Below are 24,586 nucleotides of genomic sequence, written 5' to 3' on the forward strand. Positions count from 1 at the left end.
GTTTATGAATTACGTACGCAAATATTATTTGCTTTTGCTGTTTGCCTGTATGCCCTTTGCATGTTTACTGGCACAGGTGGTGATACCTGCAGGATACACAGAAATGATCATCAAAAGTGGAAAACGTTCCTACGGTTTTTCACCTGCTTTTACTGTTTTGTATAATGCTACAGATCCGGGCATGGCGCTGAAGCCTGCCGGACTGAAAAAAGTAGAATACAATGTGCTCACCTGGAAAGTGACAGACAGCAGTAAGAATGACTTCAGGCAAAAGAAAATTGGCGCAGCCATGGCAGGCGACGGGTTTGATGACCGTATACTCCGTACGAAGTCTGAATGGAGAACAGCCAATATTTTCAATGCAGGCGAGAAGATCATTGTAAAAGCTACAAGCGCCCGTAATGGTATTGACACTGTCCATTTCAGTTTTCCACCATCCGATAAATTTTTCTTAACCGCTTATCTTTTAAAAAAAGGTCCGTACCCATCTTTACATTTTTCCATCAGGCCTTTGCAGGCGGGTTATTACAGTATTGGATATACCGGCGCACCGTCTTTGTCTGAAGAGCAGGCTAAGGGAATCTGGCAGCCCCTGATCTGGCAGGAAAAGCGCATACCCGATGCTGCTTATTGCACACCTGCTTTTATGGCTACGCTGCCGTCCACTTTTGTATATGATGGAACCAATACGGTTGGTGTGCTGGCTACATCAAAAGAAATTCCTTTCCAGCCATTGCCTGCATTGCCCAATAGCCGGTTTGGCGTGGCGTTGGTTAATGAACAGAAAAAATTGCAACCACAGATCTATGCACCAATACCGGGCGGTTATTTGTCGAAAATGGAAGCAGGACAGGTTTTCGATTTTTCCTGTTATCTGGTTGTGGTACCGAAACCCATCAATCAAACCTATAGCCAATTGGCAAAAGATGTTTTTGGTTTCAGGGATTACCGCAGGAATGATATCGCGTCTTTGAACACCGCGCTGGACAATATTGTGGATTATTCTTTATCGCAATATGCCTGGTTCATAGACAGCCTGAAGGGATGCGCCTATTCAACTGATGTGCCCGGCGCTGTGAAAAATGTATCGAGCCTCAACCCGCTGGAACTGGCGCTGGTAATGGATGATTCGGTGATGTTCGAGAAAAGGGCTTACCCGCTGATGGAATTCATGCTGTCCAGGGAGAAGTTCCTTTTTGCCCTGGATAGTACGCAGAAAATACAAAGCCCTTCACGGAAACTTAAAGGTCCTATCGCGCCGCTCTCTGAATTGCTGGCTTTGTATGAAGTGTTCGGTAAGAAAAATCCTTTCTACCTGGAAATGGCGGAAAAGGAATACAATACAGCGCGTGTACGGAACCTGGACAATAAGGAGATCGGGAAGAACTGGATCAATGATATGTGGCTCTACAAAGCTACCGGTGATCAAAAATATCTGCAGGCATCCATCGAAGGAGCCGATAAATATCTTGCACAAAGGATCGAACAGGCGCAGACCGGTTTCAATGATCCCATGCAGTCCGGTTATTTTTTCTGGCCAACGTTTACAGGAAGATGGATCGAATACCTGCAATTGTATGAGCTCACTAACTATGAACGATACCTGAACGCGGCCCGCGAAGGCGCGCGCAACTATACGATGTTTACCTGGATGGTCCCGGCGGTGCCTGATAGCCTGATTACCGTCAACAAGGGAGGCAAGGCGCCCATGTACTGGTATCTGCGCTCCAAAGGACATCGCCAGATGTATTATCCGGAAGAGCAGGCCCCTGCCTGGCGATTGTCTGAAACGGGCCTCACACCTGAGTCTTCCGGTACAGCCACCGGCCACCGCGGCATCTTCATGGCTAACTACGCACCCTGGATGCTGCGCCTGGGATATTATACCCGGGACAGTTTCCTTATCCAGGTGGCCAAAGCGGCTATTGTTGGCCGTTACAGGAATTTTCCAGGCTACCATATCAATACCGAAAGGACCACTGCCTATGAGAAATTCGATTTTCCCATGCATGAGCATAAGGATCAAAGTGTGAACTCATTTCATTACAATCATATTCTGCCCATGGCCAGTATGTTGCTGGATTACCTGGTAACTGATGTGTTTGTGCGAAGCAACGCACAGATCGATTTTCCGGCTGATTATATGGAAGGATATGCTTACCTGCAGAATAAAATGTATGGTGCGAAAAAAGGGAAATTCTATACAGAAAAAGATGTGCAGCTCTGGATGCCTTCAGGTTTATTGAATATTTCCAATACAGAGCTGAATTATGTCTCCGCCAGAAAAAGGAACAAATTATTCCTGGCATTCACCAACCAGTCGGCAATTGCTGTTACGGCCAGAGTGACCATCGATCCCAGCCGTGTTCAATTGAACAGCAAAGCCCGGCTCATTTCATTTACAGGAAATCAGAACATCCCGGTCATCGATAGCAGTTTTACCATAACGGTTCCTGCCAATGGCCTTGCGGCTGTGGCTATCGATGGTGTATCGGTCCGTTCGTCTTTTCAAAATAAGATCCTTGATACCGGTAGTTCTGTTATCACTGTCGACTATGCGAAAATAAAGGCAGGGAAGGCAGAAGCCATGCTGTTGCAACTGGGGAAATATGATCGTCGCCTTTATGTATACCTGCAGGATGACGATAATAAATTCCGCAGCGCATCGCTGGTATATACCAACGCAAATGGCCATCAGCAGACCATCACAGATATGGCTTATCCATTTGAATTTACCGTACCTGTGGGAGAAGCGAAACCTGTTTCGTTCTTTCTCTCCCTCATTCAAACCGATGGCCGGGAACAGAAAAGTGAATCAGTCACTCTCGGACAATAAGATCCTCCTGTATGCGCAACCTATTCATTCCATATTTGCTATTCCTGTTTTTTTCGTCATCGATGATGGCGCAGCAGGTCCGCAATGCCGCATCCATTTCATTGGATGGGGAATGGCTCTTTGCATTGGACCCCGTGAAAACAGGAGAAAGAAGCCATTGGTTTGATACCGGTTTCGTAACAACAGGATTTGATAAAGTAACGGTGCCGCATTGTTTTTCGGTAGACGAACGTTATGCGATGTTCACCGGCACAGCCTGGTATTTCAGGAAATTCGCCGGGCCTGTACTGCCTGCGGGTTACAGGGTCTTTCTTCGTTTCGATGCGGTATTCTACAAAACATCTGTTTGGCTGAATGGCAAGCTGGCAGGTAATCACGAGGGAGGCTATACGCCTTTTGAAATGGAGGTGACCAGTTTGTTGCAGGCGAAAAATGTACTGACATTATCGGTGAACAATGAATGGGATACCACTACCATCCCCGGCGCCAAGACCACCAATACATTTACCAGAACTGATCATTCGCAGTTGTATGCCTGGATGAACTATGGCGGCATCACCAGGCCTGTGCAATTGGTCATTCGTCCTGATGTATTCATTCAAAACCTGCAGGTGATAACAAATGCCGGGCAGGCAAAAGGAAATGCAAGGATCCGCATCAAAACTTTTGTCAGCAATCTTTCACAGCAACCGGTCTCCATGCCTGTTACTGCCAGCGTTGATTTTGAAGGGAAGCCTTGTAATATCCGTTTCAAGCCGGTAGTTGTTACCCTGAAAGAAAATGCGGAGGGAACTGTTGTGCTGGAAGGAGAATTGCCCGCAACCCTTGTGAAATACTGGCAGCCCGATGAGCCGCATCTGTACAAAGCAAAAGTGATGGCAGGCAGGGATACATTTTCCACTTCATTCGGGATCCGCACTATAAAAGTAGAAGGTGTAAAACTCTTAGTGAATGGTGAGGCCATTCGCAGAGGTGGCTGCAACAGGCCGCTAGATTATCCCGGTTTTGGTTCTCTCGATCCACAGGAAATACTGGAAAAAGATATGCAGCTGATCAAGGAGGGCAATATGGAATTTTCCCGTATCAGTCATTATCCTGTTTCGGAAGCGATGCTCCATTGGGCCGATCAGCATGGTTTGTTCATCATTGCAGAAGCAGGCAACTGGCAGATGACGCCACAACAGATGGCTGATCCGCTCATGCGTGAAAAATATAAATCGCAACTCCGCGAAATGATGGAGCGCGACTGGAACCACCCCTGCATCATTGCTTACAGTCTTGGTAACGAGTTCCAGTCTCAAACACCGGAAGGGCAGGCCTGGGTGAAGGATATGCGTGATTATGTGAGATCCATCGATTCAACACGACTGATCACCTTTGCCAGTTTCAATGTTTGGAGGGATTATGTGAAGCAGCCGGAAGATGAAGCTTCCCGGTATGTAGATTTTATCAGCGCAAATATTTATGGGAATCACCAGAAGATTTTGCAGCGTATCCATGAGCTCTATCCTGATAAGCCTGTTTACATCAGCGAATTCGGGATCCGCGCCACGAAAAATAAAACTGAGGACGAGCGCATCGCATATTTCAAAAAAGCATTGCAGGAGATCAGGCAATTCGATTTTGTGAGTGGCGCCTCTGTTTGGAGTTTCAATGATTACCAGAGCCGTTATCCCGGCACTGATGCAGATGGATATCGAGCCTGGGGCCTCGTTACGCCGGAGCGGCAATTACGCGGTACTTATCAAATCATGCAGGAGGAATTCGCTCCGGTGGTTCTGCAGGCTGTGCAATGGAAGGATGACCAAATGATCATCGATGTGCAGTCGCGCGCAGACTTTCCATCCTGCACACTTCGTAATTACCGCTTGCAATACGGCACAACAGTGATCGAACTAAAGACGCTGAAGCCCGGCGAACGTCAGCAGCTGACTTTACCGGTTTCCGCAAAAGATAAAAATGGATTATCGATTTCCATTATCAAGCCTGGTGGCTTTGTGGTGATCAATAAAATTTTCAAACCGTAACCTTATTCAATATTCTTAATTGTTCAGGATGAAAGTAGATACAAACAGTGCAGGAGGCAAACGTTCATTTGTGAACCGGGAATTGAAGGCCGATCTGATTGTGACAGGTGGAGGTCTCTCCGGTGTGTGCGGCGCTATCACGGCAGCGCGCCAGGGATGTAAAGTTGTACTGGTGCAGGACAGGCCTGTGCTTGGTGGTAATTGCAGCAGTGAAGTACGCTTATGGATATTGGGCGCCACTTCACATATGGGCAATAACAACCGGTGGGCACGGGAAGGCGGTGTGGTAGATGAGATACTCGTGGAGAATACTTATCGGAATCCGGAAGGGAATCCTGTAATACTGGACATGATACTGCTGGATAAAGTGGTAAGCGAACCCAATATCACCTTATTGCTGAATACTGCCGTATATGAAGTTGAAAAGAAAGATGCTGATACCATTCAATCGCTGAAAGCGTTTTGCAGTCAGAACCAGACGGAGTACATTTTATCAGCTCCCTTATATTGCGATGCATCCGGAGATGGCGTAGTAGGATTTCTGGCAGGTGCTGCCTTCCGCATGGGAGCAGAAAGCATGGATGAGTTCGGAGAAAAATTTGCGCCATCCAAAGAATATGGTGAACTGCTGGGACATACCTTATATTTTTATAGCAAGGATACAGGCAGGCCTGTCAACTTCATTCCGCCTGCCTTTGCGCTGAACGATATCACGAAGATCCCGAGATTCAAAACTTTCAATGCGCATGATTTCGGATGTAAATTGTGGTGGATCGAGTATGGCGGAAGGTTAGATACTGTACACGATACCGAGCAGATCAAATGGGAACTCTGGAAGGTCATCTATGGTGTTTGGAATTATATAAAAAACTCTGGCAAATTTCCGGAAGCCGCTAATCTTACGCTCGAATGGGTGGGCACAATTCCCGGGAAAAGGGAGAGTCGCAGGTTTGAAGGCGATTACATGCTGGTGCAACAGGACATTGTTGGGCAACGCACGCATGAGGATGCTGTGGCATTTGGCGGCTGGAGTATCGATCTGCATCCTGCGGATGGTGTATTCAGTGAGAAGCCGGGCTGCAACCAATGGCATTCAAAAGGTATTTATCAGATCCCTTACCGCAGTTTGTACAGTAAGAATATCAAAAACCTTTTCCTGGCGGGTCGCAACATCAGCGCTTCACATGTTGCTTTCGGATCAACGCGCGTAATGGCCACGGCGGCTTATGTGTCTCAGGCTGTAGGAATGTCCGCTGCTCTTTGTAAAGAAAAAAATATACTACCCGCTGCTATCATTCGGGAAGGACATATCGAAACGCTGCAAAAAAGATTATTGAAAACCGGTCAGTATATCCCGGGAATGATCCTGGCCGATGAATCAGATAAATTATCATCTGCCGTGATCAGAGCTTCCAGCGAACTTGAGTTGAAAGAATTGCCGGAGAGTGGATTCCTGAAGACACTGGAGCTCTCACTCGCTCAGATGGTTCCCCTGAAAGCTGGAATAATAGAAAACTTTGTTTTGCATGTTGATGCTGAAGAGGAAACGAATCTTGAATTTGAATTGCGTGTGAGCAGCAAAGCTGGCAACCATACACCAGATATCACAATCGGCAGAAAGATATTGCCGGTCCATCCCGGTCGCAACTGCTTGCAGCTGGATTTCGATGCAGAGATGAAGGAGGCAGGATATGCATTCCTCACCATCATGAAAAATCCAAAAGTGAAATTGCATCATAGCCGAAAGAGGTTAACTGGTGTGCTGTCTGTTTTCAATACCGTGAACAAGGCTGTGTCTAATTATGGAAAACAAACGCCTCCGGAACATATCGGTATGGACACATTCGAATTCTGGTGCCCGCAACGAAGACCCGAAGGGCATAATATTGCTTTCAAATACCCGGCTGGAATAAACCTGTTCGGAGCAGAGAATATTCGCAATGGCATCGACAGACCTACCTGGCAACCCAATGCCTGGGTGGCGGACTGGAATGATCCCCATCCTCAATTGACCATCAGTTGGAAAGAGCCCCAAACCATCAATCAGATCGATCTTTTTTTCGATGCCGATTATGATCATCCCATGGAATCGGTACTGATGCATCATCCTGAAACAGCAATGCCTTTTTGTGTAAGGAATTATCGAATCAAAGATGAAAAAGGGAATGTGATTGCAGAGAAAAATGACAATTACCAAACACATAATGCTATCAAACTAAATCAACCTGTAGTGACAGGTAAACTGATCATTGAAGTGGAGCATCCTTCTGCAGATGTCCCTGCGGCGGTCTTTTCGGTAAGATGCTATTGATCATGGGCTTTCCCTGCCCGGAAGTTTTTATTTCCTGATGAGCAATTGCAAAGGTGCCTGCGATGTGTTTGTGGACTTTCCTATACATAACAGTTTGTGGCTAATCCGCTTCCAGACTTAGTTTCGTATTATCCTTTTTCATTTCACATGGTATGTGAATTTTAGTGATCCGGGAAAAAGCCACGATGATAAAATTTATCCGGAACAATAGTTTATCGGTGGTTTTCCTGTTATTATTCCTGCTAGCCATCGCCGGACAGTTCTTTACAGGTATGAGCGAACACAATAAAGACAGGACCGAAGATGGAGAAGTTCCGCTGAGCGCCGGTGAATATCTCCATTCCGGTCATTTCATTCAGGCCACCTTTGAAAACTGGGAAAGCGAATTCCTGCAAATGGCATTGTTTGTTATACTGACTATTTTCCTCTATCAGAAAGGCTCTTCAGAATCCAAAACATTCGAGGGAGATGAAGAAGTGGACAGAGAACCAGATCCCAACCGCGAAGGCGCTCCCTGGCCGGTGAGAAAAGGAGGTTGGATACTGGCGCTCTATAAACATTCACTGAGTATCGCGTTGCTGGTATTATTCATCCTGTCTTTTACTTTGCATCTTTATGGAAGCCTTAAGGATGAGAATGAACACCTGGCGGGGAAAGGATTGCCTCCGGAATCAATGAGTAAGTATATTACTGAAAGCCGTTTCTGGTTTGAGTCTTTCCAGAACTGGCAAAGTGAGTTCCTGTCGGTTTTTGCAATTGTAGTGTTGTCTGTTTTTCTGAGACAGAAGGGATCTCCGCAATCCAAGCCTGTTGATGCCCCCGATGATGAAACAGGAGAATGAATTGGTTCGGCTAATGAGTTTTCCTGCTGTATTTTATTGTCAGGGCAATGATCGCGATATTCAACCCCAGTGATACTGCATTCGAGATGATAATGATCATATCTTTTTTCTGGATTCCATAAAGTATCCAAAGGATAAGGCCGACCAGCAGCACTGCCATCATGCCAATAGATAATTGCTCCGCCTTCTTTTCTTTAAATAGTTTAACTAATTGGGGAAGCAGGTAAAGTCCTGTTCCCACGCTGGCTGCTATACCAGTTATTTGTGTAATGTCCATGAAGGTGTGGCATTTATTTTATTCCTGAATTAGCGAAAATGTTGGTTATGCCCTCAACTGTTATCGCATCTTTCAGTTATGATGAAACAGCTCAAACCCTCCTGATACAATTCGTTTCAGGAAGCAGGTACCTGTATTACCGGGTTCCGAAACAGGTTGTGGAGGAATTCAAAAGATACAGGGAGAAGGGAGTATTCTATAATCTGCATGTAAATGGCAAATTCTCCTTTTCCAAAATTCAATAGATATGATTCGCATAGGCTCAAACCATATGCCATGTGAAACTCTTCCTGGGCGCCTTTAATGGCAATGAACCGGTTGGGGCGGTTCCCACCCAATCAGCCATAATTCAGGCTTTTGCGGGATAATCCTTTTTTCATTATTTCGCGTAATGGAAAAATGGACCCGTATACTGATGAACCGATTCTCCCTGGAAGAAACATTGTTCGTATTTGCCCTGGAAGCTGAAGCCGGTGATCATTTCAATGGCGTGAATAAACTGGTCACTGGAATAGGAAAAGTGAATGCAGCATTCAGTCTTACCAGATCGATCTATCAGCTCAGACCCAAACTCATCGTGAATCTCGGATCTGCCGGCAGCAATCATTTCAACAGGGGAGAATTGATATGCTGCACCAGTTTTGTTCAGCGGGATATGGATGTAAGAGGATTGGGCTTCGCTTTGTATGAAACGCCATTCTCCGGTATGCCCCCCGTTCTGGACCATGGATTGAAATTAGAAGGAATTCCCGAAGGGATCTGTGGTACAGGCGATAGTTTTGAAATGAACCACGCTACCACCGCTTATAACCTTGTAGATATGGAAGCTTTTCCACTGGCCATGATCGCACAAAGGGAAGCTATTCCTTTTCTCTGCCTGAAATATATATCCGACGGCGCTGATGGTGCGGCTCCTGAAGACTGGTCTGTTCACGTACACCGCGCTGCTGCGGCATTCAGTGATCTGCTGCTCGGATAAAACGCTTTTTTTCAGGCCTGCTTTGAATTTTATTTAAAGATTTCTAAATTGGGAGATGAGGAAAATTCTATGTCTCCAGGCTGCTTTTTCTTTACTGCTTGTAGCAGTTCATGCGCAACAGATCAGGATCGATTCCCTCCTTTCAGAGCTCAGCAAAGCAAAAGAAGATACCAATAAAGTGATACTGTACCGGATGCTTGCGGGATCAGTACTGAATACCGATCCTGAAAAAGCTATAGCCTTCGGGAAGGCAGGCGTGCAGCTGGGAAAACAATTGGGATACCACAAAGGCGTGGCCGGTTGTTACCTGAACCTCTCAGCTGCCTTCAGCAGCGGTTCAAAACTGGACTCAGGGCTCCTGTATATAGACACGGCCATCATCTGGTCTAAAAAAGTGGGAGAGCCGAACCGCCTGGCGCTGGCATTCCTCAACCGGGCGGATATGCATATGCAATTCCGCCATCTCAAACAATCACTCATCGATTGCGATACAGCGCTTCATTATGCGGAACTGGCAAATAACAATGATCGCAGGGCCCGCATCCTGCAAACCATCGGATCGGTTTACTTCCTGCAGGACAGGTTCAATGAAAGCCGCGATTACTATGAAAGAGCCGGCAAATTATACAATGAGGCCGGTAACAAAAGAATGTCTGCCATCATCCTGAACAATATTGGAAATGTGTACAAGAACACAAAGGAATATGCTGCGGCAGTAGAGAATTTTGATAGTGCGATCCGGTTGGCGATGGACATCAACGACCAGTTGAATCTTTCCATGTACTACGGAAATAAGAGTGATGCTTATACCCGGGCTGAACAATACGATAAAGCTGAACAAAGTGCAACAAAGGCCATGGAATATGCAACACAGCTCAACAATGATGTACAGAAAGGAATTGCCTATAATTATTTGGGACAGATCTATCTGAAGCAGGCAAAATACGCGTAGTCTGTTCAGGCGGCATCGCAGGCGTTAGAAATTTTCCGTAATGAGGGATTACTGGAAGAGCAGCATACCGCAGCGGAGATCATTTCTGAAGCCTATTCGCGCCAGGGTAATCATGCCGGCGCATATGAATACCTGCTGAAAAGCAAACAGCTCGGTGATTCACTGGCCAGGCAGAAATATGATGAGGAGATCGCATCCATGCAAACAGCCTTCAAAGTGGAAGAGAAGAATAATGAAATAGCGTTGTTGAATAAAGACAGGCAATTGCAGGAACAGCGCCTGTTCCGTCAGCGGATCATCATCATTGGGGCTCTGACGCTGATGGGACTTGCTATTGCGGGCATCTTCCTCATCAGGAGCCGTCAGCGTCTCCGTCAGCAAATGAAGGAGATGGAATTGCGCAACAGCATTGCGGCCGATCTGCATGATGAAGTGGGCAGTTCACTCAGTAGTATTTACATGTTGAGCGAAATGGCTTCTTCCGGGAAAACAAGTACTGCCTCACAACAGGAAATGCTGCATAAAGTAACCAGTTATTCCAAAGAAACGATGGACAGGATGGGAGATATCGTTTGGATGATCAAACCCAGGAGTGAAGATGGCCAGGACCTGCAGGAACGGATGCAACGGTTTCTATTTGAAATGTGCAATAGTAGAAATATCAATGGGCATTTCGATAGGGATGCTTTACAACAAATAAAATTAAGCATGCCACAGAAAAAGGCTTTATACCTGATCTTCAAGGAAGCAGTGAACAATGCCCTGAAATATGCCAACACGGAAAATATCAGTGTGCAGATTTCAAAGAAAGATCATTCTGTAGAACTGGTGGTCTCAGATGATGGCATTGGTTTCGATCCTGAAAAGATCAAAAAGGGAAGCGGACTGAACAATATGATGAACAGGTCAAAGGAGTTGGGAGGCGAGACCATCATCAGTTCCGTTGCCGGTTCCGGAACCAGAGTGATCAGCCGCATTCCGCTATAATGGCCGGGTAACCCTATTTCGCTATTGCAGAAGTTGGGAAGCATTTCAAATTTGTAAAAAAATACACTTGATACGCGTTGTCATATTCGAGGATAATAAACATTTGCGAAATACCCTGGAGGTTTTGCTTGGGGCCGCTGAAGGATTTTCCTGTGTGGGATCCTTCTCTGATTGTAATGACCTGCTGAATAAGCTGGACGGTACTCCCTGCGATATAGCGCTGATGGATATCGAAATGCCGGGCATGAACGGCATTGAAGCTACCCGCCTGATCAGGCAACATTTCCCTTCCGTTCATATCCTGATACAAACAGCTTTCTTTGACGATAATTATATTTTCAATGCCATTTGTGCAGGGGCTTCGGGTTATATCCTGAAAACAACATCGCCGGAGGCTTACCTGGAAGCGTTAAGCGAAGTGGAGTCGGGTGGTTCACCCATGACGCCAGGAGTGGCCAGGCGGATGCTGGAACTTTTCCGCGATCATCTGCATCCCACCGTTGCTGTGGATTATCAGCTTACACAAAGGGAAAAAGAAATATTGCAAATGCTCGTAAGCGGAAAAAGCTATAAAATGATCGCTGCTGCTTCAGGCATTGCCATGGATACAGTGAAGTCGCATATCAGGAATATCTATGCGAAACTGCATGTAAATTCCGGTACAGAAGCAGTTTCAAAAGCTATCCGCGACAGACTGGTCTGAAATAATTCATTCTCCTTCAGCCTTTAGCATTGGCTGATGCCTGCCGGAAGAATGGCGCTGACCAATTATATTTCTCAAAGCGTGATTTGCGTAATGATCTTTCATGGAATAGGTTGGGGACTGGGTGGCAAAGTGGGGCCTGCTGTTTTTATTCCCATGATCATTGCCATTTATACGTTTCAGGTATTGATCAGCAACTCCTGGTTCCGGTTTTTCAGTTTCGGTCCGCTTGAATGGATCTGGAGAATACTCACTTACGGACGATTACTATCTCTGATAAAAAAAGAAAAAGGGTAATGAGTGGAATACATTTTTTACTGATAGGTATAGCACTGTTCGGCTTTCTGCCGCTGGCCATTGTACTGTATAAGAAAAGACTGGTGAAGAAAATGCTGACAACAGGACTGAAAGCCAAAGGAACGATTTACAATATCCGAAGAACCTTGCGTAGCCCGCAACAGGATATCGTTTCCTATTTTTTCCATGCGGAAGATGGAAAAAGATACACGGGCATACTTACTACCGGACCGGCTGTTTATGCCGCAGGTGATGTACTGGATATTTACTACCTGCGGAATAATCCAAAAAGGAGTACGGTGAAAGGAGCGTGGGGATCTCCTGTGATCTTTGTGTTTGTTATCATCATCGCAATTGCTGTATTGTTCATGACGTATAAACTATATGAAATGGTGGGTGCAGGGCAGTTGTAATACGAAAAGAAAAATGCACCAACGCGGTTGATGCATTTTCTGTTTTGACTGATGATGATAAAGTTTATTTGTTCACCTGAACACAGTGTGTTACCAGGTGTGTAACAGACTTGTATGATTTTCCGTTATGGGTGCCAGGGGTTTTCAGGACCTTCACGGCTTCCAGCATATGTGTACCGGATTGCACGGGCCTGCAAACCACTTTTCCTTCTTCATTGCTGTACATGGTCTTCTCCCAGCCGTCAGGTGAAGCAACCATTACCTTGGTTTTTGCTACGGGCTGACCTTCCATGAATACCTGGAGATCCAATGGAGATGCCAGTTTGCCGGCAGCAACAGGAACTACGGACAAAAAAGTGGATTTGGCCAGTGATGATGCTGAAGCTTTTCCCACATTCACGGAAGCTGTTGCATAATATTCTATTTTTCCTTCATTGTATACATCGGCCACAGTGTGTGCAACAGACAGGGTATAGTTGCCATCTGAGGATGGGGTGAATTCTCCCAGGTAATGGTTCCCTGCATCCTTCAATGTGATCTTCTGCCGGTTGCCTGCCGGATCGGTAACAAAAAGCTCGATGTCTTTCATATTGCTGAACCAATTGGCCACAGAATCCCTTTCATTGTCGGAGAACTCTCCCAGGTATACCCGTACATGGTGTGCCTTGCTCTTGTTCCCTTTTGCTTCGGTTTCGATCCAGAGCGCGTGTGCCGAGGCTGCAAATGCAATAAGGACCAGGGCCAGACTGATTGTTATCTTTTTCATGGTGGTTGAATGAAGATTGGTTTTAGTATGTGTGCAAAGTTGCAGGTCGGGATGGATTGCAGGGAGCCGGATTGGGAATTACTGTTTACGCAAAACGGAAACTGCCGGGAATTAAGTAGAAAGTTTTTGTTAATTTTGAAACTGGACCAGCCACAGTTCTTTTGTATATGTCTATACGGTTTTCCTACTTAGTCATCCTTTAAACTTTTCTTATGAAATCAACCTTATTGAGTGGTCTGGGTGTTGGTTTGTTGACTGTTTGTCTTTTTCCTCGCATGTCAGAAAATAGAAAATAATCCCGATACAGAAGGTCCGGATCCAGAGAATCCTCCTGGTGCTTCGCTGATTGAAATGATCAATACTACAGTTAGGGGCCGGATACTGGACGATCAATCAATGCCTGTAACAGGAGCTGCTATCAGTGCAGGAGCCGCCACAACTACCACAGATAATAACGGAGAGTTCACTTTTATCAATATCAGCCTGGATAAGAATGCGGCATTTATCAAGGTAGAGAAGAATGGGTTCTTTACCAGTGGCCGAATGTTTATGGCAACTGCAGGAGGTAAACATTTTGTAAGCATTAAACTGATCAAAAAGAACCTGGCAGGCAGTTTCAATGCAGCATCCGGCGGACAGGTAGTTGTGCCGGATAATGGTGGTCAAATAAGTTTCGCAGCAAATAGTATAGTTGTTGCCGCGGGAAATACTGCGTATACCGGTACTGTAATGGTAAATGCTTACTTTATCAACCCTGTGCTGGATGATTACAGCAATGAAATGCCCGGAGCACTTCGCGGGATCAGAACCAATCAGCAGCAGGCTGCATTGCTGCCTGTTGGAATGCTGGCAGTGGAGTTGTTGGGTAGCGGGGGTGAGAAACTTCAGTTAGCCAATGGCACACCAGCCACAGTAACAATGCCGATTGCTGATATGTCATCTGCAGTTGCGCCGGCAACCATTCCTGTGTGGAGTTTCAATGATACCAGCAGGTTTTGGAAACAGGAAGGAGTGGCTACAAAGCAAGGACAGAATTATGTTTTTCAGGCAACTCATTTTTCTTACTGGACCAGTGCAGTTGACCGGAATCCCGTCACATATAAAGCGATATTGAAAAAAGCAGGGGCACCATTGGCAAGGGTTAAAGTACTTTTCATCCCTGATGGAAAAGAAGGTATTTACAGCCAGGCATACACGGATAGTACCGGCGCACTTGTTTGCAAACTTCCCGCCGCGGAAATTATGTCTATGTATGCCATAAGTCCCTGCGGCAGAAAATGGGGCGTATTGGCGTCATTGGCATTTGCTGAGGATTATGACCAGGGGGTTGTGGAAGCAGGCGCTTATTCAGGGGCTGATCAGGTTGTATTCTCCGGAACAGTGGTGGATTGTAATGGTGCGGCTGTTACTAACGGTTATGTGAATATCAATCTGGGTGGACATAATTTCAGCGCGGATATTGTATCGGGAACCTTTTCAGCGGTGGTGGACAAGTGTGATGACGGTGGATCCATTGCTGAATTGAAAGCATTTGATGGGGCTGGTCAGGCCGGCTTTGCAAAACAGGTTACAGTCTCGGGCTCAACCGTGGATGCAGGCGAACTAACAACATGTACTACACCGGCCGGCGAGTTCCTTACTTATATCCTGGCAGGTGTAAAGTATTCCTACAATGCACCAAACGATGTATTCAGCGCCAGCAGAAGTATATACTATAATTATGAATATGATGTTGATGACACCATTACTGCCATATCCGGTTTCAGGAGTAATGACACTTATGATGGTGCTCTCATCAGATTCAAAGGAACAACCAGTATTTCCAAATTGATGGAATCCGAAATCTATAATAAGGATCCTTCTGGAATTGCCAATACTTATAATATCGATACAGTCACAGGACCACGTGATGTTCATATCACTGAATATGGACCGGTTGGTGGCTACGTTGCGGGAAGTTTCAATGCAAAAACGACCAGCTCGCAAACTGTTAATTTTACTTTCCGGGTAAAACGAATACAATAATGAAATGGCTCGCCATTAGCGATACCTGGTAATTAATCCAGTTCTCCTGATTTCATTTTTTCATTTGCCGCTGTATTCACATTTACCATTTTCCCTTTCAATTCCAGTTTGATCACAGTGGCAATGGGATCAGGTGCTGTGCCGGGTACTGTAATGGTGAGCAGGTCGCCCTTTTTTGACGATGTCAGTCGATCAGCTCCCAACAGTGTAACTGATTTTATTTTATTCTTAATACCGGGGATGTTCAGTTTTCCATCTTTGGGCCAGTCGAATACTGAAATATACAGCGTAGTGTTTTTCCCGTTCTCTTTCCGGGTAACGCGTCCCCAGCTTAAAGGCGCTATTGGGCTGGCTTTGGTGGCGTGAATGGCTTCCTGGTTCCTGTTCATCCAGGCGGCTATTTGCTGAAGGCGGTGGATGCTTTCCTGTGGCAGACTGCCATCATCCCCGGGGCCGATATTGAGCAGGTAATTGCCCCCTTTGCTGGCAATATCGATGAGGTTTCTGACAAGAGTTTCGGAGGATTTCCAGTTATTGTCCCAGCTTTTGTAACCCCAGCTGCCATTCATGGTCATGCAGGTTTCCCAGTCTTTTCCATCCAGTTCTGCAATTGTGGGGATCTTTTGTTCCGGTGTTTTTGTATCCCCGGGAAAATTCGGGCGTTTGAGCCTGTCGTTGGTGATGATTTGTGGTTGCAGTTTCAGTTGTTCCTGCAGTTTAAGAGCTGCCTCATCTGTCATATTGGTGGGCGTGTCCCACCAGAGCACTGCGATCTCTCCGTAATTGGTCATGAGTTCTTTCACCTGGGGCACAGCCACGTCATCGATGTATTGTGCAAAGGATTTTGTTTCCTGTATGGGATCCCAGTGACCATTGTGTTCTTTCGTGTATGCATCCACTTTAGCCGAGTCAGGGTTGGGCCAGCCTTCGCGCATTTCTTTTCTGGCCACAGATCCTCCTGCATTGCCCCAGTCCTGCGCCTGTGAATAGTAGAAGCCGAGTTTCACACCATATTTTTTACAGGCTTCCGCCAATGGCTTCAGCAGGTCCTTCCCATAAGCAGTGGCATCGGTGATATCCCAGTCGCTTGCTTTTGAATTGAACAGGGCGAATCCATCGTGATGTTTGGCGGTGATGATGATATACTTCATCCCGGCATCTTTTGCGAGCTTCACCCACAGATCGGGATCGTATTTATCCGGATTGAAACTTTTTGCTCTTTCCTTGTATTCAGCAACGGGGATCTTGCTCCGGTTCATGATCCATTCTGCACCACCTCTTGCCTGGTTATGGCCATGATAAACGCCGCCCCATTGCGCATATACGCCCCAGTGGATGAACATACCGAAACGGGCTTCCCGCCACCATTTCATGCGAGCGGCCTTACTGGCATCTGCCGATGGTGCTGATTGAGCGCCGGCCAGTTGTACTGCCAGCAGGGCTGAAAGAAGAAGAGGGTATTTTATTCTGATCATGACTGAGTGATTCAAATATCCTGCAACTTAACCAATTAACAGGCTGCGGCCATCATCTGATCTTGGCCAATCATTCAATGATTTTGACAGGGAAAAATGCTGCTCCGGTAATGGAATGCTGCGATTCAAAACAGGGTTTTACCGGTTGAGACTGTAAAGCCTTCATTTGGTTAAAATACAATCCGATTTCATCAATAGAGTGTCAGTGCATTTTTGCCTTTCCACTTAATTTCATTGCCTTATTGAACGATCACCTGCTATGAAAAGATTTTGTATATGTTTCCTTTTACTGTTTTGTATTGTATTAATAGGAAAAGCACAAGGTACCAGTGGTTTTACTATTCGCGGCGTATTGCCCTGGCATAATTTCCTCTCGGGCCCCTCGGCCTGGAACCTGGAAGATTACCGGCAATATCTCGATACCTGTGCAAAGGCAGGGATCAATTTTATCGGTTTCCACAATTACACCGGAGGGGGCGAACGCTATGCCACTTATGTAGAGCCGATGATCAAGATGCAATACAGAGGACTCACACCGGCAGCATCCTTTGATAACTCGCTTACTGCCCGCTGGGGTATTATCCAATGAAGATGCAGGATTATGCATTTGGTACAGCTGGAGCATTCAAGCTGCCGGCCGGAGTGGAAGCATTCGGCGCCGACTGCTCCATACTGTCACGAACAACCGAAGAACACTATACAAATACACAGGCTCTCATGCAGCAGGTGCTGCAACTGGCGCATGAACGCGGGATGCAGTTTGCGATGGGGTTCGAGTTCGGGGTACTGCCACCGGAATTCTTTTCACTCCAGGACGGCCAAAGCGGATTCTACTGGCCGGGGGAAGCAAACATGATCCCGGACCCGACGCATCCTTTGTCTATTCAATTACTGTATGCTGCCATCGATAATATTCTTGAAACTTACAAAGGAGTCGATTGGATCTGGTTGTGGTTGAATGAGCATTCTTTCATGGGAGTGGACCCTGCACGTGCTTTACAGCAACCCTCTTTCCGCGCCATCTATGATCAAAATATTTCCTTGTTTGCAAACGAAGGAGCTGATGAAAAAACAAAATTCATCGGCGTATGGTCCCTGCAATACCTGCGACTGGCAAAGGAATACCTGCAACGCAAAGCGCCGGATGTGAAACTGATGCTGGGAGGCTGGGGAGGCGGCAATCAATTGCCATTGTTATTGAAAGGACTGAACAAGGGACTTCCGAAGGACATTGCCTTCAGTTGTTTGAATCCTGATCTGGGGAAATCGCCACAGCCTGCATTCCTGGCAGAGATTTCAAAAAACAGGGTGGTGATGGCTATTCCCTGGCTGGAAGGTGATCACCAGCTCTGGCATTATCAGCCACGCGTGCAATTGATGAAGGAGCATGTTCAATTGGCCGGGAGGCAGGGATTGCAGGGTGTGGCAGCTATCCATTGGAGAACGAAAGAAACAGCTTTCACTCTCCGCAGCTTTGCGCGCTTTGCCAAAGATGCCGGAGATTTGGCTGCGCTTCCTGCATTGTATTTTGAATACCTGACTGAAACCTGCGGCCCGTTGGCAGCACATACGCTTACACCATTCTTTGTGGAGATGGATACATTGGCCTGCCAGCGCGGGAGCCTGTCGCCCGAATATTACGCATATACGCCACAGTGGGGAGCTCTGAACCTGCAGGAACGCGCCAGGATGCAAAAACTGATTGTGAACCTGGAATCATTGCTGCAAAAAGTCAGGGAACCTGCATATCGCCGTGAGTTGGAATGGTTCCGCAGTACATTCAGGTTTGAGCTCCTGCTGGATGAAACAGGAAGATGCCTGGAGCCTGCCTACAGGCTGAGAGCAAAGTACCTTCAGTCTGGGGGGAAACCTGTTGATCCTGCTGCACTACAAAGCGCCAGGCAACAGTTTGAAAAAGCACCAGTGGAGCAGTTGTTCAAAACATTTGCTGCCAAACAACAATCACGTGGTGAATTAGGTATACTCAGTTCCCTGAATCAGAAATTATGGACAGAATATTTATCCCTTCAAACCTTTCTTCAAAAAATGAACTGAAACTAATTCTGCCTGGTCCATATTTCAGCGATAGGATCGCCTTTGGAGCTCTTGCCTGAGTGATGCCATTTCTTGTTGTCTACTTTTCCATCGAAGCTGAGGGAAGCGCCTACACGACTATTATCACGGGAGAAGAATTCGATGTTCTCCGTATATTTTCCATTGTTGAATGTGTAAGTGCCACCACCTGTGCCGAAGAATTCTTTCGTTTCTGTATTGATCGCCACCCATTGAAAGCGGGTGCCGGAGAGTATCTTCAGTGTTTTCCTTGGTCCGGGACGCATGGGGTTCATTTTTCCATTTTGCTCCCGTTCGGTGATCCGCCAGTTGCCGGATAGTTCGCCTTTGCCATCATCGATCCTTTGCCATGCTTTATCGGATCCATTGATCCGGATGGTGAGCACATTGTTCTCCAGTTTATAATCAAGTATATGACTTTGTCCTGCACTACTGCTGTCTTCCGTATTGAATTCGATGGTCACGCGCATCTTTCCATCATTACCGGCAGTGATCGTTCCGCCCTGGGTATTCACGAAAAGCTTATTTGTTTTGTCGTATGTGGTTTGCATGAAGTAATTGTCTGCAACGATGCAGGTGACTTCAATGGTTCCGTTTCCGGAGAGTTTCCAGGCGCCATCGATTTGTGCAAAGCCGATAATGACGCAGAAAAGGAAACAGGCTAAGGTGATGATCTTTTTCATTGACAATATTTTCGTTGTTTAAATGTAAGAAAAAGCGGGGAGGCGGGCGACTGCAACACCCTAATAATATAATAACTACTTTTATTGCGTAAATCTCTCTTATGAAATCGCAACACGAGAACAAAGCGCCGCGCAACTGGCAGATGAAATTGCACGAGATCATTTACGAGTCTGAGAAGCCGGAAGGAAAGGCCTTTGATATTGCCCTGCTGGCCTGTATCCTGATCAGCATTCTGGTAGTTGTTTTGGATAGTGTGGATCATTTGCATCAATTGTACGGCAGATTGTTTTCGGTAATGGAATGGTTCTTTACCATTGTTTTTACCATTGAATATATTCTAAGGTTGATCTGCATACGAAAACCATACAAATATATCTTCAGTGGTTTTGGCATCATCGATCTGCTGGCCATCATTCCGAGTTACCTTAGTATCGTATTCGCAGGGGCGCAGTCGTTGCTCGTATTCCGCGCGCTCAGGTTGTTACGGGTGTTCAGGATCTTCAGGCTGGTGCATTTCCTCTCTGAAATGCGGTTCCTCTCTGTTGCATTGCTCAATAGTTTGCGAAAGATCAGCATCTTCATTCTTTTTGTATTGACCATCGTTACTATTTTAGGCTCCATCATTTACCTGGTGGAAGGGCCGGAACATGGTTTCACCAGTATTCCGCAATCCATTTACTGGGCTATCGTTACCATCACCACTGTAGGTTATGGCGATGTGGCGCCTGCAACACCATTGGGTAAATTCATCGCCAGTTTCATCATGTTGCTTGGGTATGGGATCATTGCCGTTCCAACCGGTATCGTAACCACGGAAATGGCGCTGGCCGTGAAATCGAAGCGGCAGGACAACAGGGCTTGTCCATCCTGCGGCAAGGAAGGGCACGAACATGATGCGAGCTTCTGTAAATTCTGTGGTGCTAAACTATGATCCGTCCCTGATCTTTTTCCGCTCCTGTAATTTGGTTGCCTGGTATTCTGTTGGTGTCATATTGAACTGCCGTTGAAAATTCCTGGCAAAATTGCTTTGCGAACTGAAGCCCACCATCGCTGCAATTTCGTAGATCCTGTAATCGCCGCCCGCGAGTAATTCTGCGGCGCGTTTCAAGCGGATGATGCTGATGAATTCCAACGGGCTCAGTTCTGATACGGCTTTGATTTTCCTGTACAGTGTAATGCGGCTCATGTTCATGAACCTGGCAAGTTGCTCCACATTGAGGTCTTCTTCTTCCAGGTGGCTGTAGATGGCTTCATTCAAAGATTCCAGGAAACGTTCGTCGGCCCTGGTATGCGCCATACTCTGAACATGCGCCAGTGGTGAACTGGTGAAGAATTGGCGGAGCATGGCGCGGTTGTTCAGCAGGCTCGCGATCTGCGCCATCAGGTGCTCTTTCGAAAACGGTTTTTCGATATAGGCATCGGCGCCCAGTTCAAGTCCTTCCACTTTTGCCTGGATGGTGTTCCGGGCTGTGAGCAGAATCACGGGGATATGCGAATATTCGAAATTGCATTTGATCAGTTTACACAATTCAAAGCCGTCCATTTCAGGCATCATCACATCGCTGATCACGAGATGCACTGGTTCTGCTTCCAGGATATTCAGCCCTTCGCGGGCCGCGGTTGTTTTGAGAATGCTGTATTTGGATTGAAGAATACGCTCCAGGAAATCCAGGATCTCCTCATCATCGTCTACCAGTAGAATGGTGGGTTTCATAATGGATAAGTTAGTTGGTTTAATATTGATGGTTCAAAGGTATTTTCAACACGAAAATGTTGAGGCTTCCGTTGTTTTCCTGCAAAAACAATTCCCCTTTGTGCAATTCCGTCAGGGAACGGGCCAGTGTAAGGCCGATGCCTGTTCCTTTTTGCCTGGTGTTCTGTTTCAGCCGGTAAAAAGGCTCAAAAATCTTTTCGCGCTGGTCCGCGGGAATGGGCGGACCATCATTGGAAAACTCGATCTGCATAAAGCTGTCCTCTTTTTCTACGGGAAGCCGTTTCACCAGCACAGTATGGTCCGCATATTTTATGGCATTGCTGAACAGGTTGCTGAGTATCTTGTTCAGGGCTTCTTCATCGGCCATGATCTGGTCCGGAGTGGCTGGAAGTTCTATCCTGTATTCCAGATTTCTCTTTTTTGCAAGTGGCGCAAAACCGGAATAATTTTCTTCCAGTAATTCATTGATGTTTACTTTGTCGAATTCCAGGCTGAATCCTTTTGTTTCCGTCTGCCTGAAATCGAGTATCTGTGAAACAAGTGTGAGCAGGCGGTTGGTATTCCTGTCCATTGTCAGCACATCTTCCTTTATCTGTGGCAGGGTATCTGTTTGTTCCATCAAATTCTCCACTGGGCCTTTGATGAGGGTAAGTGGCGTTTTGATCTCGTGCGCTACGTTGGTGAAGAAATCGAATTTGGCTTCGTAGATCTCTTTCTCTTTTTGCACTTCGATCCTTTTGTGATAGGTCTGGAACAGGTACCAGGCCAGTGCGCCTATCAGTAATCCATATGCGAGCCAGGCCCATGTTGTGCGCCACCATGGAGGAAGGATCCGCACCTCCAGCTCCTTCAGACCGGGGCTCCATACATCATTGATGGCGGCTTTTACCTTGAAATGATATTCACCGGGAGGGATATTTGTGAAATAAACCCTGCGATTGGAATGGATGGTGGTCCAGTTCTTCTCCAGTCCTTCCATTTTGTAAGTGTATGAAGTGATCTCCGGCGTGGTATAGCTGAGTGCGGCAAAATCGATGCTGATGGAGGATTGATCATATGGCAGTTCAATTCGTTTTGTATGAAGGATGGATTGTGGCAATGGGGAACTGTCGCTGGCCACTTTCAGTTCCTTGTTATGTACCTGCAGCCCTGTGATGTATACAGGCGGAATGAAACTGTTCCTGGAGAATGTTTCGGGCCGGAATCTGATCATGCCCCTGATGCTTCCGAAGTACATATTTCCATCAGCGTCTTTGAAACCGGAATTGTAATTGAACTGATCGTTGAGGAGTCCATTGGCTTTTGTGTATACGATCATTTTTTCAGTGGCGGGATCAAAGTTGATCAGACCTTTGGAGGTGCTGATCCAGAGATGCCCGTTATTGTCTTCCGTTACTTTAAAAACATAATTACTGGGAAGGCCGTCTGCAACGGTATAGCGGTTGTATCGTTTTTTATCCGGGCTTAGGCCGCAGAGCCCGCCGCCTTCTGTGGCAAACCACAGCCCGCCATTCCTGTCTTCACAAATAGCGTTGATGGCATTTGATGATAAGCTGTTGTGATTGCCGGGTATATTTTCCAGTTTTCCATTTTCTCCGGTAGCCGGATTAAAATAGAAAACGCCTCTGCCATGGGTGCCTGCCCAGATGGTCTGTCTGCTGTCTTCCAGTAATGCGGAAATATTGGTGCCACCGGGGATGGCGGGCTCGCGGTCCCAGCCATCGCTTACAGGATCGTAGCGGTGGAGGTAATTGCCTGTTCCGGCGTAGATGGCGCCTGATCTGGTTTTGACGAAACTGAGACCGAAATTGTTCTTCAGGGCTTTGGGCTCGATACCGGCATCGTAATGACGCACTACTTTACCGGTTCGGATATCCATTTTGTCGATCCCATGTTCATGTGTGCCGATCCAGAGATACCGGCCATCCACCTGCAGCCCGTGAATATTGTAATAGGAGATGCTGCCGGCCTTCCCTGTGGGTTGAAAGCGGGTGATCTTACCTGTTAGTTTGTTGAATTTATTGAGGCCTGCATCTTCTGTTCCGATCCAGATATTACCGAAGCCATCTTCACAGATCTCGCGTACGGCGCTGCCGCTGATGGCATTCTCCGAGTGGTCGGGATAATATTTCTGAAAAGCCGTGTATTGACGCGGATAATAATTGATGCCTCCAAAGAATGTTCCTGCCCATACGCCGCCTTCACTGTCCTTGCACAGTGTATACACTGCATTGTCGGAAATGGAATAGGGATCGAGAAAACGTTTTTTCAGGTTGAACAATTGTTCCCCGTTTTCCTTCATGATGAAGATGCCGGACTCAGTTGCCAGCCAGTATTCTCCGGGCGCATATTTCAGGATATCCCGTACATAGATGGTGGTTTTGTCGGGATTGTATTTAAGGATCTCTTTGAACGAACCTGTTTCGATATCGAATTGTTTGAGGCCCTGGCAGGATGTGCCGATGAGAATGGAGTTCCGACCCGCAGACGCAATCCTTTCGATATAACAACTGGCCGCAGGCCAGCTTGAAGAGGAGAGGGGATATCGACGGAATGCAGACGTTGCAGTATCGAATCTATGAAGGGCGCCGTCCAGCGATGCAAACCACATATCACCCGATTCCGAAAGACAGAGAGTGGTTGCACTGAAATAGAGCTGTGTTTCAAATTTCTTTAGTTGCTTTTTACTGAAATTATAACGGCACACTGTGCGCCCGCTCATGAACCAGAGTTGTCCGCTTCTATCGCAAACGAGATTGCTTACATCCCATACATCATTGAAGAACCTGATGAGTTTTTCCTGTTTTTCATCGTAGCGGTACAATCCTTTCTGGGAGCCCACCCACATGGTGCCCTGCTGGTCTGTGAACAAACTGAAGATGAGATCGCGGGTGAGGGTGCGTTCGTGATCATCGTCCAGGTGAAACAGTTTGAACTGATAACCATCAAACCGGTTCAATCCTTCCTTGGTGCCGAACCAGAGGAATCCATTTTTGTCCTGAATGCTGCAGGTGATGGAATTATTGCTCAGTCCGTTCTCCGTTTGATAGTGTCTGAAATAATAGTCCTGTGATATGGCAGGTTTCATATCAAACAACCAGAGCAACCAAAGGAGCATGCAACATTTTGTATAAATAATGATACGCATGGAATGATCGTATACAGGAACAAGTGCTTACTTCACGATACGATTTAAATATAAACATTATCGATGAAAAAGATCAT

At 46.5% G+C, this 24,586-nt stretch carries 21 protein-coding genes; 15 read left to right on the forward strand and 6 right to left on the reverse strand.

What is annotated here, in order from left to right; all coding sequences use genetic code 11:
* The first annotated feature begins 4 nt into the window (after positions 1–4).
* From FSB84_RS16375 to FSB84_RS16390, 4 genes are all read left to right on the forward strand, one after another.
* The gene (locus FSB84_RS16375; protein WP_165434877.1) at positions 5–2,836 is read left to right on the forward strand and encodes a glycoside hydrolase family protein; all 2,832 of its coding nucleotides are present in this window, start codon (positions 5–7) and stop codon (positions 2,834–2,836) included.
* An 11-nt stretch (positions 2,837–2,847) separates the two neighbouring features.
* Positions 2,848–4,863, forward strand: coding sequence for a glycoside hydrolase family 2 protein (locus FSB84_RS16380; protein ID WP_130539011.1), 2,016 nt, complete (start codon positions 2,848–2,850; stop codon positions 4,861–4,863).
* A gap of 28 nt (positions 4,864–4,891) precedes the next feature.
* Positions 4,892–7,174: an FAD-dependent oxidoreductase gene (locus FSB84_RS16385; protein WP_130539012.1), complete on the forward strand. Its 2,283-nt coding sequence runs from the start codon at positions 4,892–4,894 to the stop codon at positions 7,172–7,174.
* Positions 7,175–7,359: 185 nt separating this feature from the next.
* Positions 7,360–8,016: a DUF6766 family protein gene (locus FSB84_RS16390; protein WP_130539013.1), complete on the forward strand. Its 657-nt coding sequence runs from the start codon at positions 7,360–7,362 to the stop codon at positions 8,014–8,016.
* Between the two features lie 10 nt (positions 8,017–8,026).
* Here FSB84_RS16390 and FSB84_RS16395 read toward each other — a convergent pair whose 3' ends face one another.
* Positions 8,027–8,293 carry a SemiSWEET family sugar transporter gene (locus FSB84_RS16395; protein WP_130539014.1) on the reverse strand — a complete coding sequence of 89 codons (267 nt, stop codon included), beginning with the start codon at positions 8,291–8,293 and terminating at the stop codon, positions 8,027–8,029.
* A gap of 47 nt (positions 8,294–8,340) precedes the next feature.
* Here FSB84_RS16395 and FSB84_RS16400 point away from each other — a divergent pair, with 47 nt between their 5' ends.
* From FSB84_RS16400 to FSB84_RS16430, 7 genes are all read left to right on the forward strand, one after another.
* Entirely contained in the window at positions 8,341–8,538 is a 198-nt protein-coding gene (locus FSB84_RS16400) for a KTSC domain-containing protein (RefSeq protein ID WP_158643953.1), read from the forward strand.
* Positions 8,539–8,708: 170 nt separating this feature from the next.
* Positions 8,709–9,272 carry a 5'-methylthioadenosine/S-adenosylhomocysteine nucleosidase family protein gene (locus FSB84_RS16405; RefSeq protein ID WP_130539016.1) on the forward strand — a complete coding sequence of 188 codons (564 nt, stop codon included), beginning with the start codon at positions 8,709–8,711 and terminating at the stop codon, positions 9,270–9,272.
* Between the two features lie 55 nt (positions 9,273–9,327).
* Entirely contained in the window at positions 9,328–10,224 is an 897-nt protein-coding gene (locus tag FSB84_RS16410; RefSeq protein WP_130539017.1) for a tetratricopeptide repeat protein, read from the forward strand.
* Positions 10,225–10,422: 198 nt separating this feature from the next.
* Positions 10,423–11,211: a sensor histidine kinase gene (locus tag FSB84_RS16415; RefSeq protein ID WP_130539018.1), complete on the forward strand. Its 789-nt coding sequence runs from the start codon at positions 10,423–10,425 to the stop codon at positions 11,209–11,211.
* Positions 11,212–11,278: 67 nt separating this feature from the next.
* Positions 11,279–11,914: a response regulator transcription factor gene (locus tag FSB84_RS16420; RefSeq protein WP_130539019.1), complete on the forward strand. Its 636-nt coding sequence runs from the start codon at positions 11,279–11,281 to the stop codon at positions 11,912–11,914.
* A gap of 36 nt (positions 11,915–11,950) precedes the next feature.
* Positions 11,951–12,211, forward strand: coding sequence for a DUF418 domain-containing protein (locus tag FSB84_RS16425; protein WP_130539020.1), 261 nt, complete (start codon positions 11,951–11,953; stop codon positions 12,209–12,211).
* Positions 12,211–12,624 carry a DUF3592 domain-containing protein gene (locus FSB84_RS16430; RefSeq protein WP_158643954.1) on the forward strand — a complete coding sequence of 138 codons (414 nt, stop codon included), beginning with the start codon at positions 12,211–12,213 and terminating at the stop codon, positions 12,622–12,624. Before FSB84_RS16425 ends, FSB84_RS16430 begins: the two co-directional genes overlap by 1 nt.
* Positions 12,625–12,688: 64 nt before the next feature.
* Here FSB84_RS16430 and FSB84_RS16435 read toward each other — a convergent pair whose 3' ends face one another.
* Entirely contained in the window at positions 12,689–13,390 is a 702-nt protein-coding gene (locus FSB84_RS16435; protein ID WP_130539022.1) for a DUF4198 domain-containing protein, read from the reverse strand.
* Positions 13,391–13,741: 351 nt separating this feature from the next.
* Between FSB84_RS16435 and FSB84_RS16440 the strand changes: the two genes are divergently transcribed.
* A complete protein-coding gene (locus tag FSB84_RS16440) occupies positions 13,742–15,415 on the forward strand; it encodes a carboxypeptidase-like regulatory domain-containing protein (RefSeq protein WP_130539023.1) in 1,674 nt (557 codons plus the stop codon).
* 32 nt (positions 15,416–15,447) lie between these two features.
* Here the strand turns inward: FSB84_RS16440 and FSB84_RS16445 are convergent, their stop codons facing one another.
* A complete protein-coding gene (locus tag FSB84_RS16445; protein ID WP_130539024.1) occupies positions 15,448–16,890 on the reverse strand; it encodes an alpha-L-fucosidase in 1,443 nt (480 codons plus the stop codon).
* Positions 16,891–17,149: 259 nt separating this feature from the next.
* Here FSB84_RS16445 and FSB84_RS16450 point away from each other — a divergent pair, with 259 nt between their 5' ends.
* Positions 17,150–17,479, forward strand: coding sequence for a hypothetical protein (locus FSB84_RS16450; protein ID WP_147122223.1), 330 nt, complete (start codon positions 17,150–17,152; stop codon positions 17,477–17,479).
* Positions 17,480–17,481: 2 nt separating this feature from the next.
* Positions 17,482–18,945 (forward strand): hypothetical protein, encoded by a 1,464-nt coding sequence (locus FSB84_RS16455; RefSeq protein ID WP_147122225.1) that lies wholly within the window; start codon positions 17,482–17,484, stop codon positions 18,943–18,945.
* A 2-nt stretch (positions 18,946–18,947) separates the two neighbouring features.
* Here FSB84_RS16455 and FSB84_RS16460 read toward each other — a convergent pair whose 3' ends face one another.
* Positions 18,948–19,646: a membrane or secreted protein gene (locus FSB84_RS16460; RefSeq protein ID WP_130539026.1), complete on the reverse strand. Its 699-nt coding sequence runs from the start codon at positions 19,644–19,646 to the stop codon at positions 18,948–18,950.
* Positions 19,647–19,747: 101 nt separating this feature from the next.
* Here FSB84_RS16460 and FSB84_RS16465 point away from each other — a divergent pair, with 101 nt between their 5' ends.
* Complete coding sequence (locus FSB84_RS16465; RefSeq protein ID WP_130539027.1) at positions 19,748–20,578, forward strand: ion transporter; 831 nt, start codon at positions 19,748–19,750, stop codon at positions 20,576–20,578.
* Here the strand turns inward: FSB84_RS16465 and FSB84_RS16470 are convergent.
* Both FSB84_RS16470 and FSB84_RS16475 read right to left on the reverse strand, forming a co-directional pair.
* Entirely contained in the window at positions 20,573–21,361 is a 789-nt protein-coding gene (locus FSB84_RS16470; protein WP_130539028.1) for a response regulator transcription factor, read from the reverse strand. The two genes, FSB84_RS16465 and FSB84_RS16470, sit on opposite strands and share 6 nt — an antisense overlap.
* 19 nt (positions 21,362–21,380) lie before the next feature.
* On the reverse strand, positions 21,381–24,479 hold the full coding sequence (locus tag FSB84_RS16475) for a ligand-binding sensor domain-containing protein (RefSeq protein WP_158643955.1): 3,099 nt from the start codon (positions 24,477–24,479) through the stop codon (positions 21,381–21,383).
* Between the last annotated feature and the right edge of the window lie 107 nt (positions 24,480–24,586).

The sequence above is a fragment of the Pseudobacter ginsenosidimutans genome (assembly GCF_007970185.1).
Taxonomy (GTDB): Bacteria; Bacteroidota; Bacteroidia; order Chitinophagales; family Chitinophagaceae; genus Pseudobacter; species Pseudobacter ginsenosidimutans.

What these genes read in the sequence shown, in the direction of transcription:
- FSB84_RS16375 (WP_165434877.1), top strand. Translation starts at nt 5, where the DNA reads ATGAATTACGTACGCAAATATTATTTGCTTTTGCTGTTTGCCTGTATG.
- FSB84_RS16380 (WP_130539011.1), top strand. Translation starts at nt 2,848, where the DNA reads ATGCGCAACCTATTCATTCCATATTTGCTATTCCTGTTTTTTTCGTCA.
- FSB84_RS16385 (WP_130539012.1), top strand. Translation starts at nt 4,892, where the DNA reads ATGAAAGTAGATACAAACAGTGCAGGAGGCAAACGTTCATTTGTGAAC.
- FSB84_RS16390 (WP_130539013.1), top strand. Translation starts at nt 7,360, where the DNA reads ATGATAAAATTTATCCGGAACAATAGTTTATCGGTGGTTTTCCTGTTA.
- FSB84_RS16395 (WP_130539014.1), bottom strand. Translation starts at nt 8,293, where the DNA reads ATGGACATTACACAAATAACTGGTATAGCAGCCAGCGTGGGAACAGGA.
- FSB84_RS16400 (WP_158643953.1), top strand. Translation starts at nt 8,341, where the DNA reads ATGCCCTCAACTGTTATCGCATCTTTCAGTTATGATGAAACAGCTCAA.
- FSB84_RS16405 (WP_130539016.1), top strand. Translation starts at nt 8,709, where the DNA reads ATGAACCGATTCTCCCTGGAAGAAACATTGTTCGTATTTGCCCTGGAA.
- FSB84_RS16410 (WP_130539017.1), top strand. Translation starts at nt 9,328, where the DNA reads ATGAGGAAAATTCTATGTCTCCAGGCTGCTTTTTCTTTACTGCTTGTA.
- FSB84_RS16415 (WP_130539018.1), top strand. Translation starts at nt 10,423, where the DNA reads ATGCAAACAGCCTTCAAAGTGGAAGAGAAGAATAATGAAATAGCGTTG.
- FSB84_RS16425 (WP_130539020.1), top strand. Translation starts at nt 11,951, where the DNA reads ATGCCTGCCGGAAGAATGGCGCTGACCAATTATATTTCTCAAAGCGTG.
- FSB84_RS16430 (WP_158643954.1), top strand. Translation starts at nt 12,211, where the DNA reads ATGAGTGGAATACATTTTTTACTGATAGGTATAGCACTGTTCGGCTTT.
- FSB84_RS16435 (WP_130539022.1), bottom strand. Translation starts at nt 13,390, where the DNA reads ATGAAAAAGATAACAATCAGTCTGGCCCTGGTCCTTATTGCATTTGCA.
- FSB84_RS16440 (WP_130539023.1), top strand. Translation starts at nt 13,742, where the DNA reads ATGATCAATACTACAGTTAGGGGCCGGATACTGGACGATCAATCAATG.
- FSB84_RS16445 (WP_130539024.1), bottom strand. Translation starts at nt 16,890, where the DNA reads ATGATCAGAATAAAATACCCTCTTCTTCTTTCAGCCCTGCTGGCAGTA.
- FSB84_RS16450 (WP_147122223.1), top strand. Translation starts at nt 17,150, where the DNA reads ATGAAAAGATTTTGTATATGTTTCCTTTTACTGTTTTGTATTGTATTA.
- FSB84_RS16455 (WP_147122225.1), top strand. Translation starts at nt 17,482, where the DNA reads ATGCAGGATTATGCATTTGGTACAGCTGGAGCATTCAAGCTGCCGGCC.
- FSB84_RS16460 (WP_130539026.1), bottom strand. Translation starts at nt 19,646, where the DNA reads ATGAAAAAGATCATCACCTTAGCCTGTTTCCTTTTCTGCGTCATTATC.
- FSB84_RS16465 (WP_130539027.1), top strand. Translation starts at nt 19,748, where the DNA reads ATGAAATCGCAACACGAGAACAAAGCGCCGCGCAACTGGCAGATGAAA.
- FSB84_RS16470 (WP_130539028.1), bottom strand. Translation starts at nt 21,361, where the DNA reads ATGAAACCCACCATTCTACTGGTAGACGATGATGAGGAGATCCTGGAT.
- FSB84_RS16475 (WP_158643955.1), bottom strand. Translation starts at nt 24,479, where the DNA reads ATGCTCCTTTGGTTGCTCTGGTTGTTTGATATGAAACCTGCCATATCA.